Raw genomic sequence first — 14,606 nt, 5'->3', positions numbered from 1 at the left:
TGGGGGTTTCTTGCTGGTGCTGGTGCTGGTGCAGGTGCAGTGCTGGTGCGGGGTGGGTCAGGCGGTGGTGACGGCGTGGTGGAACCAGGTGGTGAGGGTGGTGGGGTGGGTGATGGCGGTGCCGACGACGACGGCGAAGGCTCCGGTGGCGCGGGCTGCGGCGGCGTGGGCGAGGGTGTGGACTCTGCCTTCGGCGACGAGGACGGAGGTCGTCGGCAGTTTTTCGGAGAGTTCGTGGAGGAGGTCGAGGTCGGGGCCGTCGGTTTTTGGGCGGGCGGGGGTGTAGCCGGCGAGGGTGGTGCCGATGATCTCGACTCCGGCGTCGGCGGCGAGCAGGGCGGAGTCGAGGGAGTCGCAGTCGGCCATGAGGGGGCCGTCGAAGAATTCGCGGACTGCGTGCACGGTCTGGGTGAAGGTGCGGCCGTCGGGGCGGGGGCGGGTGGTCCCGTCCAGGGCGAGGATGTCGGCTCCGGCGTCGACCACGGCGCGGCAGTGGTCGAGGGTGGGGGTGATGAACACGCCGTCGGTGCCGTCCTTCCAGATGCCGATGACGGGGATGTCGATGGCGTTCTTGACGGTGCGGATGTCGTCGAGGCCTTGGGCGCGGACGGCGCTGGCGCCGCCGGTCTGGACGGCGTTCGCGATCTGGGCCATGGTGCTGGGGTCGCGCATGGCTTCGCCGGGGTAGGCCTGGCAGGAGACGATCAACGACCCCTCGAGCGGGGCGATCAACGGATGCATGGGGAAGCCTTTCATCGGGTGGGCAGAACGTCGTGCGCGCTGGCGGCCGCACCGAGCAGCGCTGCGTGAGTGCCGGCGCTCGCGGGAAGCACCGGGGTCGCCGCGACCACGTCCATCGCGTCCTGCGCGATGCCCTGGCGCAGGGCATCGGCCCACGGTCCGTCGGCCTCGGAGACCCCGCCGGTCAGGGCCACGACCTCGACATCGAGCACGTTGAGGAGTCCGCCGATCACCCGGCCGGTGGCGAATCCCGCCTGCCGGTACGCCTCGAGCGCGACCGCATCGCCCTCCAGGACGGCCCGGGCGAGCCCGTGACCGTCGGTGATCGTGGAGGCAGGTTCTTCGCCGCCCGTGTCGGACTCCGACCGCAGGCGGCGTGCGAGCTCCACGATGCCCGGTCCCGAGGCGAGACCCTCGAGGTGGCCGACGCGTCCGCAAGGACAGGGCACACCCTCGGCCCCCGGGACGGCCAGGTGGCCGATGTGCCCGGCCGCTCCGTGATCGCCCAGGACCGGGGCACCGCCCACCACCTGGCACCCGCCGATCCCGGTGCCCACGGCGACCAGCAGCAGGGACCCGCGGCCGCGGCCCACCCCGAAGCGGGCCTCGCCGATCCCGTGGGCGTGCACATCGTTCAGCACGGTGACGGGCACGCCGAAGCGTGCGGCGAACGGGCCGGCGACGTCGGTCCCCGCCCAGCCGCTCAGGGAGTCGGTGGCATGGGTGACCTGGCCTCGAGCACTGTCGATCACCCCGGCCGACGAGATCCCGATGCCGGCGATCCTCGCCCCGCCGCACACGCGCTCGGCGAGCTCGAGGGCGGCGGCCAGGATCGCCTCGGCCCCGTCGCGGGCCGGGGTCGGAACCGTGTCCACGCGGTCGACCTGCGGTCCCGGCAGAACCTCGTCGGCCGAACTCGAACCCGAACCCGAACTCGAACCCGCCCCGTGGACCAGGGCGGCGCGGATCTTCGTGCCCCCGAGGTCGAGGGCGAGGATCGGATCAGGCATCGGCGCCGCTCAGCAGACCCGTCTGCTCCAGGATCGCGCGGATCCGGCCCACGGCCTCGCCCTCGATCGGCGACATCGGGACGGTGACGTTGTTGGTGGAGATGATGCCGAGCTCGCGCAGCGCCGTCTTGAACGCGCCGATGCCGGCGGCCGGCCCCACCTTGTCCGTGGGCTGGAAGACGATCTCGAACAGTGCGGCGAGGCGGTCCTGTTCGCGCCGAACCAGTGCCCAGTCCTCGGCCTGTGCGGCGCGGTGCATGCGGGCATAGCCGGCGGGGTCGACGTTGCCCAGGCCGGGCACGGAGCCGGCGGCCCCGGAGAGGTAGGCGCCGTCGACGACGACCTCGTGGCCGGTCAGCAGAGTCAGCGGAGATCCGGCGGCGCGGTTCATGGCGGCCAGGCGGCGGAAGGAGACGTCGTCGCCGCTGGAGTCCTTGACGCCGGTGATGACACCGTCCGTGCCGAGCTGCAGCAGGTGCGCGGGGGAGAGCTTGGTGTGCACGCACACCGGGATGTCGTAGGCCCAGATCGGGGCGTCGGCCGCGGCGGCGATGGTGCGGAAGTGGGTGTCGATCTCCTCCGGACCGGTGATCGAGTAGAACGGCGCGGTGACGACATAGCCGTCCAGGCCGAAGCGCTCGGCGGCGCGCATGTGGTGGATGACCCGGTCGGTCTGCATGTCGATGACGCCGGCGATGACGGGCACCTGGCCGGCGACGAAACCGGTGACGGCCTCGAGCACCTGTGCCCGGCGGGCGTCATCGGAGTAGGCCACCTCGCCGCTCGAGCCGAGGGCGAAGATCCCGTCCACGCCGCCCTCGAGGAGGTGGGTGACCAGGCGTTCGAGGGAGGCCATGTCGATCTCGCCCTCGGGCGTCAGCGGCGTGAGCAGCGGGGGGACGACGCCGGTGAGGCGATCGGTCGAGGAGGTCGAGGCGGAGGTCTGCGTGGTGGTCATGGGGGAGTGCTCCTTCACGAGGCGTACAGGGGGTGGTGGGGCGCCCGTCGGCGCGCAGGTCGCTACAGGAGCGAGGGCGCGGCGGCGAGCAGGGTGCGGGTGTATTCGTCCTGGGCATCGGTGAAGATCCGCTCGGCGGTGTCGTGCTCGACGACCTTGCCGTGGTTCATGACGATGATCGAGTCCGAGACGAAGCGGACCGTGCTGATGTCGTGCGAGATGAACACCAGCCCCAGTCCGAGTTCGCGCTTGAGGTCCATGAGCAGGTTCAGCACCTGGGCGCGCACGGACACGTCCAGGGCGCTGGTGGGCTCATCGGCCACGATGATCTGCGGTTCCAGGGCCAGGGCGCGGGCGATCGCCACGCGCTGACGCTGACCGCCGGAGATCTGCCGCGGCAGCACCTCCATCGCGGACTGCGGCAGGCCCACGAGATGCAGGAGGTCCGTGACCCGGGCGAGACGCTCCCGCTCGGTGCCCACGCCATGGACCCGCAGCGGGTCCATGAGCGTCTCCCGGACCGGAAGCCGCGGGTTCAGGGCGGTCGCGGGGTCCTGGAAGACCACCGAGACGGTGCGACCCAGCTCCCGACGACGGGCCCGGGAGCGACCGAAGGGCTGCCCGCCGAAGAGCACGGTTCCGCTGGTCACGGGCTGCAGGCCGGTCATCACGCGGGCCAGGGTCGACTTTCCGGACCCCGATTCGCCGACGATGCCGAGCACCTCGCCGCGGCGCACCGACACGCTCACGCCGTCCACGGCGCGGATGGTGTCGGGCCGCAGCAGGCTGCCGGTGCGGAGCTTGTGCACCACGTGCACGTCGTGCAGCTCGATGGTGGGGGCGGGCCTGCCGTCGGCCGTCTCCGCCCCGCTGGAGCTCGTGGTGAGGTCGTTCATCGCAGGTCTCCTTCGAGGGGCGCGGGGACGCCGCCGGTGCTGGCCACGACGTGGCCGGAGTCTCCGACCGGGAGCAGCTCCGGGCGCCGGGTGGGATCGGCCGACGGGTCCAGCGAGCGCGGGGCGAAGCGGTCGCCGACGGCGAAGTCGCGGGGCGAGGGGACCGTGCCGGGGACCTGGTGCAGGCGCTCGGCGCCCGCCTCGATCGACAGCACCGAGCCGAGCAGGCCGCGGGTGTACTCGTGGCGGGGGTCGGTCAGCAGCTCGTGCTGGATGCCCTGTTCGATCACCTGGCCCGCGTACATCACGGTCACGCGGTGGGCGAGCTGGGCGACCAGGGCGAGGTCGTGGCTGACGAACACCATCGCGAAGCCGAGCTCCTCACGCAGCGAGTTCAGCAGCTCCACGACCTGCTTCTGCACGGTGACGTCGAGCGCCGTGGTGGGCTCATCGGCGATGACCAGCTTCGGATCGCGGGTCAGGGCCATCGCGATGAGCACGCGCTGGCGCTGACCGCCGGAGAGCTCGTGCGGGTATGCGGACAGGGTGCGCTTCGGGTCCAGGCCCACGAGGGCCAGCAGATCCTCGGCGGTGCGGGTGCCACCGCGGCTGGTCAGCTGCGCCAGCTGAGAGCGGATCAGCATCGAGGGGTTCAGGGAGCTCAGCGCGTCCTGGTAGATCATCGCGATCTCGTGGCCGCGCAGAGCGTTCATCTCCTTGGGCGAGATCGACAGCAGGTCGACGTCGCCCAGCATGACCGTGCCGCTGATCCGGGCGGTGCGGGGCAGCAGACCCATGATCGCGAGGCTCGCGACGGACTTGCCGGAGCCGGACTCGCCGACCAGGCCCATGGTCTCGCCCGGGCGCACCTGGAACGAGACTCCATCGAGGATGTCGGTGCCGTTGTGCGCCCCCGGGAAGGAGACGCGCAGGTCCTGGACGTCCAGCAGCGGAGGCACCGACTCGTCGACCACCTCGCGCTCGGGCCGCGCCAGCTCGGCGACGCGCAGTGCGGCGAGGGAGTCGTTCAGCAGGCGCTGCGAGGTCTCCGCGTCGGTCGCCCCGAGCACCTCGGGCTGTCCCGCGTCCGCAGCAGCCGCGGGCTCAGCGGACTTCGCGGGCACTGCGTCCACAGCAGCCGTGGCCTCAGTGGCCTCAGTGGCCTCAGCGGCGACGCCGGCCTCGTCGGCCTCGACGTCGACCGCCGCGCGGATCCGCGGGCTGGCCATGGCGTCGGTGAGCCCCTCGGAGAGGATGTTCAGCGAGAGCACGGTCAGCAGGATCGCGAGGCCGGGGAAGAACGTCGGCCACCAGTAGCCGGCCAGCAGCAGCTGCTTGCCCTCGGAGAGGATGTTGCCCCACGACGGGGCAGGAGGCTGCACACCGGCGTTGATGAAGGACAGCGAGGCCTCCAGCACGATCGCGTCGGCGACCAGGACGGTCGCGAACACCATGATCGGGGCGATGCAGTTGCGGGCCACGTGCTTGAGGAGGATCCACGGGGTGGAGGCACCCATGACCTGCGAGGCGGCCACATAGTCCTCACCGAACTGGGCGAGCACATTGGCGCGCACCACGCGGGCCAGCTGCGGCACGTAGAGGAAGCCGATCGCGAAGACCAGCACCGGCAGCGAGGTGCCGAACACGGCGACGAACACGGCGGCCAGGGCGATGCCCGGGAACGACATGATCACGTCGAGCACGCGCATGAGGATCTCGGAGGGGATCTTCGAGGCGGTCGCGGCGAAGGAGCCGAGCACGGCGGCACCCACGAGCGCGGCGGCGGTGGCGGCGAGCCCGATGATCAGCGAGGAGCGGGCACCGTGGGCGACGCGCGAGAAGATGTCGCGCCCGATCCTGTCGGTCCCCATCCAGTGGTCCAGGCCCGGAGGCTGGACCGGAGGGCCGCTCGCGAGGGGACCGTACTGGGCGATGACCGGTGCGAAGATCGCGAGGAGGGTGAGCCCGGCCAGGAACAGGACCGCGATGCGGCTGGGCCAGGGGAGGGCGGTGAACGGGGCCAGCGGGCTGCCGCTGACGGACTGGAGACGGGATCCGAGCTTCGGTCGCATGTCAGATGCTCCTGATGCGGGGGTTGACGACGACGTACAGGAGGTCCACGACGATGTTCACGATGATGAAGGAGATCGCGACCACGAGGGTCACTCCCTGCACGAGGAACACGTCGTTGCGGTTGACGCCGTCGAGGATGAGCTGGCCCATGGCCTGGATGTTGAAGATGATCTCGATGATCACGGCGCCGCCCATGAGGTACCCGACGCGGAGGCCGAGCACGGTGATCGGGGTGATCAGCGCGTTGCGCAGCACGTTGCGGCTGACGACGATCGGGTAGGGGACACCGGCACCGATCGCGGTGCGCACGTAGTCGCGGTCCAGCTCCTCGACCATGGCGGTGCGGACCACGCGGGTGAGCGATCCGGCGACCGGTATCCCGAGCGCGAGGGCAGGGAGGGCGATGTTGTTGACGTAGGTGGCGGGATCCTCGAAGAATCCGACCCAGCCGGAGACGAGGGCCGGGAACAGCTGCCAGCCGCCGGGGATGTCGGCGAGCCACTGGACCAGCAGCAGGGCGAGCCAGAACGACGGTGTGGCCAGCGACGCGACGGTGAACACGCGGATCACCTGGTCGACCCAGCGGTCGCGGAAGAGGGCCGCCAGCACGCCGAGCACCGCGGCGATCACGATCGCGATCGCAAGGCCCAGGAAGGTGAGCTGGAGGGTGATCGGGAGTGCCCGGGCGACGACCTCGGTGACCGGGGTGTTGCCGCTGGTGGTGCCGAGATCCCCCCGGAACATGCCCCCGAGGAACGAGAAGTACCGCTCCAGGAGCGGGTCATTGAGCCCGTTGGCCTCGCGATACAGATCCAGCGCCTCCTCCGAGGCGGATTCGCCGAGCGCGCGCCGAGCCTGGTCGGTGGGCGAGAGGGACATGATGACGAACACCAGCAGGGTGACGCCGAGGATCATGAGCGGCAGCGCGACGAGGCGCCGCCCGATGAGTCGGACGAGTTGGGACACGAGGTCCTCCGTGGGTCGAGCGGTGGATCAGGACGAGGAATGCGTGGGGCCGACAGGGCAGAGCCGACGGCGCGGGGCCGACGGGGCAGGGCCGACGACGATGCGGCTGACGGGGCGGGGCTGCCGGGGCGGGGCGGCTTGCGGCTCGCCCCGCCCCGGGCGCGTCACTCCGCCTGGGTGGAGGCGACGTCGATGAAGCTGAGCCCCGTCAGCGAGATCGGCTGGAAGTCCACCAGGGTGGTGGGGTCCCAGGCCGTCGGTGCCTTGCGGTGGAACAGCGGGTACAGCGGGACCTCGTCCGAGAGCAGATCGAACAGCTGGCCCCAGACCTTCTCCTGCTCCGCCGGGTCCACGGCCTCCAGACCCTGGGTGAGCAGATCCGCCGTCTCGGTGCAGGCGTCCTGGCCCTTCCAGTGCATACGGTTCTCGGTCCAGACGGGGCTGCCGTACCACCAGCGCATCAGCAGGTCGGGATCGTTGCCGAACACCGAGGGGTCACCGGGGGCGACCATCACGTCGAAGGCGTCGGGGTCGGAGTCCACCGTGGTGTAGGCGTCGGCCGACTGCTTCTGCTCGAAGGTCACGTCGATGCCGATCGCGGAGAGGGACTCCTGGATGATCGGGGTGCACTGCTGGACCCAGTCATGGTCGGTGACCAGCATGCGGAAGGACGTGAGGCCCGTCTCGGCGAACAGCGCCTTCGCCTTCTCGGCATCCAGGGAGTAGACCGTGGAGGCTTCCTTGTAGTTCGGGTGGTCCTTCTGGACGAAGCAGCTCGCGGGCTCCGCCTGACCGCTGAGACCGGTCTCGATGACCTTGTCCATATCGATCGCGTAGAGGAACGCCTGGCGGTTCCTCAGGTCGTTGAACGGGTTGTCCTTCGCGTTGTTGAACATCGCGAAGAGCAGTCCGAAGCCGCCCACGGACTCGACGGTGCCGCTGCCCTTGAGCTGGTCGATCGAGAGGTAGGGGACCGAGTCGATGACCTGCACGGTCTTGGACTGGATGGCGTTGGTGCGGGTCGCGGCGTCCGGGATGATCTCCCAGCTCATGGTCTTGGCCTGGGCCGCCATCGGGCCGGTGTAGTCGTCGAACCGCTCGAACTCTACGACCTTGGAGGTGGCGCCGTTGTCGGTCATCTTCCAGGGCCCGGTGCCGATCGGGTTGGCATCGAACTCCTTGGGATCCGCCTCGACGGCGGCCTGGGGCACGATCTTCACGGTCGAGAGACGCTCGGCGAACACGCCGGTGGGGGCGGTGAGGGCGAAGGTGACGGTGGTGTCGTCCTTCGCGGTGACCGACTCGATGAAGGGTACGAACTGCGAGTACAGCGACGCGTTCTCCGGGTCCAGCACGCGCTCGAAGGAGAAGACCACGTCATCGGTGGTGACGGGGGAGCCGTCGTGGAAGACGGCGCCGTCGCGCAGGGTCACGTCCACGGAGGTGCCCTCCGCGGAGGGGATCTCGGTGCCCAGCGCCGCGTAGACCTCACGGGTCACGGGGTGCAGCTCGGTGAGGCCCTCGAGGGTGTGCCAGTTGACGGCCACGGTCAGAGCGGCCGACGTGCTCATCGGGTCGTAGCCGTTCGTGCCGAGCTCGTAGCTGATGGCGGCGCTGAGGTGGCCGTCCGGATCCGCCTCGTCGGCGGGGGCGCCACCGGCATCCGATCCGGCGTCCTTCCCGGCGTCCTGGGGAGCGCAGGCTCCGATGCCTGCGACGATGCCGGCGGCGCCGGCGAGGGTGGCGGAGCCGCGGAGGAAGCTGCGCCGGCCGAGTCGATCGGCGGAGGTGGTGATCGCCATTGATGCATCCTTCAAGGGGTGATCCGGCCGCGTGTCGCGCCGGGGTCGGGTGAACGTCGTCCTCACAGCCCGCCGACAGTCGTTGCTCTCCGTCCGGGGTGGTTGCCCCGTCCGAGGACGGTTGTCACGGTCATGAGCGGTCGCCGCACTGCGAAGATCAGACGTATGATGTCTGATGACCGGGACAGTACAGGAATCGATCCGTGATCGCCACCACGCGTCCGAAGACCGATGCACAGCAGTGACCATCCGAGCCGACCTGCGGCTGCGGGGCCGAGCACGGCATGATGGGGCAGGCGTCACACCCGTGACGATGCGCCGGGGGAGGAGACGACATGGCTCGCACCAAGGGAGCTGGCAACAGCGCCGTCGAACGGATCCAGGACCTGATCCTGACCGAGGGGCTCGTGCCGGGGGACCCGATGCCCACCGAGACCGCGCTGTGCGAACGGCTCGAGATCTCCCGTTCCTCCGTCCGGGAGGCGATGCGCACACTGGCTTCTCTGGACATCGTCGAGGTGCGGCACGGCCACGGGACCTTCGTGGGGCAGCTGTCCCTCGCCCCGCTCGTGAACGGTCTGCTGTTCCGGGCCCGGCTGGACGACGGCAATGACCTGCGGGCTTTGCGCGAGGTCGTGGAGCTGCGCATCGCGATCGACCTCTCCGTCGCCGAGCAGCTCGTCGAGATCTACCGCGGCACCGTGAACTCCGAGCTCGAGGCCCTGGTCGAGGACATGCGACGCCTCGCGACGACCGGCCAGCCGTTCCCGGAGGCCGACGCCGCCTTCCACACGGCCCTGTTCTCGCGGCTGCCCAATGGCCTGCTGCGCCAGCTCGCGCAGGCCTTCTGGGAGATCCACACGACGGCCGTGCCGCTGCTGGAGATCGTGCAGTCCGAGGACATCATGGTCACCGTCGACGCGCACCAGGCGATGCTCACCGCCCTCGAGGCGGGGGACGCGGACGCCTATCGCGACGCCGTCCACGAGCACTACCGGCCCTTGGGTCGCACTCTCGACGCCGCCGGCCGCGCGGCCGCGTCGGCCTCGGCGGGGTGACCCCGGAGCGTGTCGTCGTGACCTCGAATCCTGCCGCTACGCCCCCGGACCCTGTCGCGACGGCCCCGGATCCTGTCGCCACGACCCCGCAGCAGGTCGTCGCGCTCCTGCGGTCCCGGCCCTGGGCCTCCCAGGAGTGGGCTCGTGACCTGGTCTCCGAGTTCCCCGACCGCCTGCACGGCGTGCTGGCGCACTGGGGCCTGGAGGTCCGGCACGTGCATCTGGCGGGCGCCGGACTGCCGGTGCTCGAGGTGGAGCGTCGGTCGGGACCCGTCGGCCCCCGTGGACCCTCCGACGCCCCCACGGGCTGCGGCCTCCAGGCGACCGGCAGTTTCGTCGTGAAGTTCGGGGGTGGGGGAGCCGATGTGGCCCAGCAGGCCCGGATCCTGGCGGCGGCGGACGGTCACGGCTACGTCCGGCTGGTCGCCCATGACGAGGAGCGAGACGCGATGCTGCTCGAGAAGCTCGGCCCGATGCTCCCGCAGACCGTCCCCGATCCCCTCGCCCAGACCGATGTGCTCGGTGGCCTGCTGCTGCAGGCCTGGGAGGTCCCGCTCGACGTCGGCCGACCGTTCGCCCCGTCGCAGAAGGCGCGCTCGCTGCTGGAGATCTTCGAGGGTGCTCTCGCGGCCGACGCAACGCTTCCCTGTGCGACGGGGCACGCCGTCGTGCTCGACCGGGCCCGCACGCTGGCATGCCGCACTCGCCGAGCGGCTGGCGCGACGTGTCGGACTGGACCCGGAGAGGGCTCTGGCCTGGGCGCATCTCGAACGCGTGACGACGGGCATCCATCTGGGCAACCTCGGCTACGTCGAGGACGCCGCGGCATGGCTGAGGACGGCGCAGCGCATGCTGCGGTGACCAGGTGAGGCGCGCTCAGCCCTGGTTCTGCTTCTTCCGACGGATGAGATCCAGGACGATGCAGCCGCCGATGATCGCCAGCCGCAGCTGCGCGGGCACCGTCGGCTCGATCCCGACCGCGTAACGGCTGCGGCCGAGGACGCCGCGGCCGAGACCCGCCCACTTCCGGGAGACCCGCGCTGCGACCGCGCCCTGAACCTGGAACTCGAAGTCGAGCCCCAGCATGTCTCCGCTCAGCTCGAGATCGGTGCCATCGGCCATCGTGATGCGCACGCGGGTGGAGAAGAGCGCGAAACGACTGGTCACCTCGGCGAGCGGAGCACCCTCGGGAGTGGACAGTCGGAAGTGGTCGAAGCCGAGGCTCATCGGATCCTCGACGTGCAGCAGCGGGCTCCCGTCGGCATCGGCGACGTCGAGGGAGCGGCTCCCGGCGACGAGGTGGGAGAGTCCGCCGCCGGAGGTCGAGACATGCCCGATCGCCTGCTGGCCCGTGGCGTCGAGGATGTCGAAGTCGTTCGACATGAACCCGGTGATCTGCTGCATCACCAAGGTGTCGTGGGCGAGCAGTACGGGCTGGTGTGCGGAGCTGTCCATCTCGACAGTCTGCCAGGTCGGTGCGAGCCGGCTGTCGGCCCGCGGGGCGCTACCGTGGTGACCATGAGCGATGCGGATGATCTCGGGCAGCTGGCGGCACTGGACATCTTCCTGCCCTCGCCGCCGCCGGATGCGGAGACGCAGGAGGCGTTCCTCGACGAGGCCGCGGCCCTGGCCCTGGACGGCCACCCGATCACCGTCTACCTCCAGGATGAGGACGCCTGGGCCTTCGAGGAGTGCGAACCGGTGCGGGCGCTGCTGGACTCCGCCGGGGAGAGCGCTCTGCCCGTGACGCTGCTGGGCCTGGACATCGTGGTCAGCGCGATATACCCGACGACGGAGCAGATGAGCCGCTTCGCCCGGGCCGGGACAGAGGCGCGCGAGCGTCGTCCCGCGGCGGCCGACGCCTGCGGTCCGGGCGGCGCCCCGATGCCTCGCGAGGCCGGCGGCTTCGCCGCCCAGCTGATGGGTGCCGCGCAGGCCCCCGCCCGACCTGCCGGGGGACCGGACATCGGCGCCCGACGCAACCTCATGGGCGGCGACGTCGGGGATGGTCTGCCCGGTACGGCGCCGGGCGGCTCGTCAGCGGGCTGAGCTCGAACCGCGCCTGCGAGAGCTGAGCCGAATCGTCAACTGCGAGGGCTGAGCCGAATAGTCAGCTGCGAGGGCTGAGCCGAATCATCAGCTGAGCGAGCAGGCCACGCCGTTGAATCCGTGGTTGCAATACCCGTTCGGAACCTTCTGCAGGTACTGCTGGTGCTCGGGCTCGGCGGTGTAGTACCGCCCGTCGCCGGCCTCCGCGAGGGGCTTCAGCTCGGTGGTGATGGCGCCGCGACCTGCCGCGTCGAGAGCTTCCTGGTAGCGGGCCGCGGAGTCTCGGACCGCCTCGCCCTGCGCTGCGGACGTCCAGTACACGGCGCTGCGGTACTCGGTGCCCACGTCGTTGCCCTGGCGGTTCGCGGTGGTGGGGTCGTGCTGCTCCCAGAACTGGGTGAGCAGTGCCCGCAGGGTTTCGTCGCCGCCGGAGTAGAGGACGCGCACCGCCTCGGTGTGTCCGGTCTTCGCGGAGAAGACCTCCTCGTAGGTGGGGTGCGGCGTGTAGCCGCCCGCGTAGCCGGAGGAGGTCGTGTGCACGCCGGGCGTCTGCCACGCGATGCGTTCGATGCCCCAAAAGCAGCCGCCGGCCAGGATGATCTCCTCGGTGTCGGCCGGCCACGGGCGCGGGTCGACCGGGGAATCGGGGCCGAGCATGTCGGTGCCCAGCACGAGGTGCTCGCGCGCGAGGGAGTAGGGGTACCGGTCCCGGCCGGGGAGCGCGTTCTCCGGCGTGACCATGTCCTTCTTGTGCCCGTACAGGAGATCCATCATCTGCCACATGAGCATCACGCTAGTCCTGCGCGCGGGCGAGCGGGAGAGGGGCGGGAGGCTTCTCACGAGGTGAGGCGATGAGGGAATAGACAAGGGGGTAGGCGAGGGGATAGACGAGGGGCAGGCGGGGCGACGCCGCAGGGTGCGAGCAACGAGGTGTCGTGGAGACGTTTCGGGGGATTCGAGAGGCAGATTCGAGATATCCACAGTGCGTTCACAGCTGTGGATCTGCGTGATTTCTTTCCTCCACAGTGGGTGGTTATCCACATAATTGTCCCCAATTCATGGGGGGTCTTGTCCGGGGGTGCCTCGTGGGTCATTCTGGAGTGGCAGCAACGGACAGGCGTTCGAGCACTGGGCTCGTTCAGAAGCACCGGGCTGGTTCAGAAGCGCCGGACTGGTTCCGTGAAGACACGACGTGAGGGGGATGGCCATGGAGGCGATCGTGACTGCACTGCCCGGCCCGTCGCCTGCGTCCGCCTGGACCGCAGAGCTCACAGACCTCCTCGAGCGCGCCCCACGGGGCGCGGATCTCGCAGGCTCCTCGGACCATGACCTGATCGACCTCATCGCAACCCTGGAACGGGGGAAGGGTGCGCTCGGTGCCTGCCAGGCGCACGCGGAGGTCACGTTCCGGGAGTCCCAGATCGCAGTGCAGAGGCACCAGGGGGTCGCGAGGGGGCAGCTCGGCAAAGGGGTCGCGGACCAGGTGGCACTTGCCCGCAGGATCACCCCGAAACATGCCTCGGACCAGCTGGTCGTCCATCGGATCCTGGTCGAGACGCTGCCCCGCACCACGAAGCTCCTCGAGCAGGGTGAGATCAGCGAATGGGCGGCCGCCGAGGTGGCGAAGAACGTGCTCGTCCTCAGCGACGAGGATAGAGAGCTCATCGACCAGGAGCTCGAGGGAAGGCTCCCCGCCATGACGGCGTCGGCCTCGGGGCGCGCCACTCGCGCTCGGGCGCAGGAGCTCGATCCTGTCGCCGCGGTGAAGCGCGCGTCCCGTGCGGTCGCCGAGCGCAGGGTCTCGATACGTCCTGCGCCGGACGGCATGTCGATCCTCCATGCCATCCTGCCCACGAAGGATGGTGTCGCCTGTTTTGCAGCGCTGACCCGTGAATCGAAATCGGCGAAGAGCTCCGGAGATGCACGGGGGAAAGGGCAGATCATGGCGGATGCGCTCGTCGAGCGTGTCACGGGAGCGGCGAATGTCGACGCCATTCCAGTGGAGATCTCTCTGCTCATGACGGATACGACGCTGCTCGGGACAGAAAACAAATCCGCGTGGATCGAAGGAATCCCGATTCCAGGCGGTACGGCGCGCGATATCGCACTCGGAGTCGCGACCACGTCAGCAGCCAAGCTGCCTCAAGCGCCTGCGGTCCCTGGAGCCCCCGAGGATCCCGGAGCGCACGAAGTTCCCGGTGCGCCTGAAGTTTCCTTGACTCTCGAGGATCCCGGTGCGCCCGACCCTCCTGGGCCCCAGCGCACGTCGCCGACACCCTGCGCGGTCGCCCCGGAACGTGAGGGGAAAGTCGAGGCTGACCCGGATCATGCCGATTCTGACCGGGATCATTCGGAGATGCCTCAGCTCCGACCTTCCCCGGGACCGCACGGTGATGATCCCTCGAAACCCCCGGAGCGTCGCATGCTCCAGGAGGCGAAGCGCTGGATACGGCGTCTGTACACCGACCCGCACACGGGCGAGCTGACCGCGGCAGATCCGCGTCGGCGAGTGTTCCGGGGAGCCGTTCGTCGGTTCATCCTGCTGCGGGACCAGAAATGCCGGACGCCCTGGTGCGATGCGGCCATCCACGATGTCGACCACTCGATCAGATACTCCGAAGGCGGGACGACCACTGTCGATAATGGCATCGGCTACTGCCAGCGCTTCAACCTAATCCGGGAGCTCCCGGGCTGGGAGACGAGCATCGAAGCCGCTGACGAGGGAAAGCCGGCACGGCTCGTCATCGTCACCCCTTCCGGTCACCGATACACCTCGACCGCACCCGCACTGATCGAGCCAGAGCTCGCGGCGAACGGACTCGGGGCCGACGGACTCGGGGCGGACGGACTCGAGGCGGACAAGCTCGAAGCAGACAGGCTCGGAGCAGACGGGTCCGGATCAGACGGCGTCGGGCACGACATCATCGCCGCGTCTGCAGAGAACGCGGGCGACGAGAACGCGGACGACCAGGGCATGGACGACCGGGTCATAGACGACCAGGACACCGGCGATGCGGCCGCACGCGCGAGCTGAGATGCAGTCGCACGCACGC

At 69.9% G+C, this 14,606-nt stretch carries 13 protein-coding genes; 4 read left to right on the top strand and 9 right to left on the bottom strand.

What is annotated here, in order from left to right:
* Positions 1-57: 57 nt before the first annotated feature.
* From ACT3UL_RS01400 to ACT3UL_RS01370, 7 genes are all read right to left on the bottom strand, one after another.
* Positions 58-741, bottom strand: a complete 684-nt coding sequence (locus tag ACT3UL_RS01400) for an N-acetylmannosamine-6-phosphate 2-epimerase (RefSeq protein ID WP_444576326.1) — start codon at positions 739-741, stop codon at positions 58-60.
* Between the two features lie 11 nt (positions 742-752).
* On the bottom strand, positions 753-1,751 hold the full coding sequence (locus tag ACT3UL_RS01395) for an ROK family protein (protein WP_444576324.1): 999 nt from the start codon (positions 1,749-1,751) through the stop codon (positions 753-755).
* Positions 1,744-2,709 carry a dihydrodipicolinate synthase family protein gene (locus ACT3UL_RS01390; RefSeq protein ID WP_444576322.1) on the bottom strand — a complete coding sequence of 322 codons (966 nt, stop codon included), beginning with the start codon at positions 2,707-2,709 and terminating at the stop codon, positions 1,744-1,746. Before ACT3UL_RS01390 ends, ACT3UL_RS01395 begins: the two co-directional genes overlap by 8 nt.
* A 62-nt stretch (positions 2,710-2,771) precedes the next feature.
* Positions 2,772-3,605 carry an ABC transporter ATP-binding protein gene (locus ACT3UL_RS01385; protein WP_444576320.1) on the bottom strand — a complete coding sequence of 278 codons (834 nt, stop codon included), beginning with the start codon at positions 3,603-3,605 and terminating at the stop codon, positions 2,772-2,774.
* Positions 3,602-5,677, bottom strand: a complete 2,076-nt coding sequence (locus ACT3UL_RS01380) for a dipeptide/oligopeptide/nickel ABC transporter permease/ATP-binding protein (protein WP_444576318.1) — start codon at positions 5,675-5,677, stop codon at positions 3,602-3,604. Before ACT3UL_RS01380 ends, ACT3UL_RS01385 begins: the two co-directional genes overlap by 4 nt.
* A 1-nt stretch (position 5,678) precedes the next feature.
* On the bottom strand, positions 5,679-6,644 hold the full coding sequence (locus ACT3UL_RS01375) for an ABC transporter permease (RefSeq protein ID WP_444576317.1): 966 nt from the start codon (positions 6,642-6,644) through the stop codon (positions 5,679-5,681).
* A gap of 164 nt (positions 6,645-6,808) precedes the next feature.
* Positions 6,809-8,446, bottom strand: a complete 1,638-nt coding sequence (locus tag ACT3UL_RS01370; protein ID WP_444576315.1) for an ABC transporter substrate-binding protein — start codon at positions 8,444-8,446, stop codon at positions 6,809-6,811.
* Between the two features lie 335 nt (positions 8,447-8,781).
* Between ACT3UL_RS01370 and ACT3UL_RS01365 the strand changes: the two genes are divergently transcribed.
* Complete coding sequence (locus tag ACT3UL_RS01365) at positions 8,782-9,504, top strand: FadR/GntR family transcriptional regulator (protein ID WP_444576314.1); 723 nt, start codon at positions 8,782-8,784, stop codon at positions 9,502-9,504.
* 17 nt (positions 9,505-9,521) lie between these two features.
* Entirely contained in the window at positions 9,522-10,373 is an 852-nt protein-coding gene (locus tag ACT3UL_RS01360; RefSeq protein WP_444576313.1) for a hypothetical protein, read from the top strand.
* Between the two features lie 7 nt (positions 10,374-10,380).
* Here the strand turns inward: ACT3UL_RS01360 and ACT3UL_RS01355 are convergent, their stop codons facing one another.
* Positions 10,381-10,959, bottom strand: coding sequence for an LURP-one-related/scramblase family protein (locus ACT3UL_RS01355; protein ID WP_444576311.1), 579 nt, complete (start codon positions 10,957-10,959; stop codon positions 10,381-10,383).
* A 63-nt stretch (positions 10,960-11,022) separates the two neighbouring features.
* Between ACT3UL_RS01355 and ACT3UL_RS01350 the strand changes: the two genes are divergently transcribed.
* Entirely contained in the window at positions 11,023-11,553 is a 531-nt protein-coding gene (locus ACT3UL_RS01350) for an arsenic metallochaperone ArsD family protein (protein WP_444576309.1), read from the top strand.
* An 87-nt stretch (positions 11,554-11,640) separates the two neighbouring features.
* On the opposite strand, the gene msrA is transcribed toward ACT3UL_RS01350, so the two are convergent.
* Positions 11,641-12,336, bottom strand: a complete 696-nt coding sequence (gene msrA, locus ACT3UL_RS01345; RefSeq protein ID WP_444576307.1) for a peptide-methionine (S)-S-oxide reductase MsrA — start codon at positions 12,334-12,336, stop codon at positions 11,641-11,643.
* A gap of 436 nt (positions 12,337-12,772) precedes the next feature.
* Between msrA and ACT3UL_RS01340 the strand changes: the two genes are divergently transcribed.
* On the top strand, positions 12,773-14,587 hold the full coding sequence (locus ACT3UL_RS01340; protein ID WP_444576305.1) for a DUF222 domain-containing protein: 1,815 nt from the start codon (positions 12,773-12,775) through the stop codon (positions 14,585-14,587).
* Positions 14,588-14,606 lie beyond the last annotated feature (19 nt).

The sequence above is a fragment of the Brachybacterium sp. 107 genome, assembly GCF_052379725.1.
GTDB lineage: Bacteria > Actinomycetota > Actinomycetes > Actinomycetales > Dermabacteraceae > Brachybacterium.
The sequence above is the reverse complement of the archived record's forward strand: the minus strand, read 5'-3'. Positions and strand labels throughout refer to the sequence as shown.

Excerpts from the sequence above, each read along its gene's own strand:
- ACT3UL_RS01390 (WP_444576322.1), bottom strand. The coding sequence starts at position 2,709 with ATGACCACCACGCAGACCTCCGCCTCGACCTCCTCGACCGATCGCCTC.
- ACT3UL_RS01370 (WP_444576315.1), bottom strand. The coding sequence starts at position 8,446 with ATGGCGATCACCACCTCCGCCGATCGACTCGGCCGGCGCAGCTTCCTC.
- msrA (WP_444576307.1), bottom strand. The coding sequence starts at position 12,336 with ATGTGGCAGATGATGGATCTCCTGTACGGGCACAAGAAGGACATGGTC.
- ACT3UL_RS01395 (WP_444576324.1), bottom strand. The coding sequence starts at position 1,751 with ATGCCTGATCCGATCCTCGCCCTCGACCTCGGGGGCACGAAGATCCGC.
- ACT3UL_RS01365 (WP_444576314.1), top strand. The coding sequence starts at position 8,782 with ATGGCTCGCACCAAGGGAGCTGGCAACAGCGCCGTCGAACGGATCCAG.
- ACT3UL_RS01355 (WP_444576311.1), bottom strand. The coding sequence starts at position 10,959 with ATGGACAGCTCCGCACACCAGCCCGTACTGCTCGCCCACGACACCTTG.
- ACT3UL_RS01350 (WP_444576309.1), top strand. The coding sequence starts at position 11,023 with ATGAGCGATGCGGATGATCTCGGGCAGCTGGCGGCACTGGACATCTTC.
- ACT3UL_RS01400 (WP_444576326.1), bottom strand. The coding sequence starts at position 741 with ATGCATCCGTTGATCGCCCCGCTCGAGGGGTCGTTGATCGTCTCCTGC.
- ACT3UL_RS01385 (WP_444576320.1), bottom strand. The coding sequence starts at position 3,605 with ATGAACGACCTCACCACGAGCTCCAGCGGGGCGGAGACGGCCGACGGC.
- ACT3UL_RS01380 (WP_444576318.1), bottom strand. The coding sequence starts at position 5,677 with ATGCGACCGAAGCTCGGATCCCGTCTCCAGTCCGTCAGCGGCAGCCCG.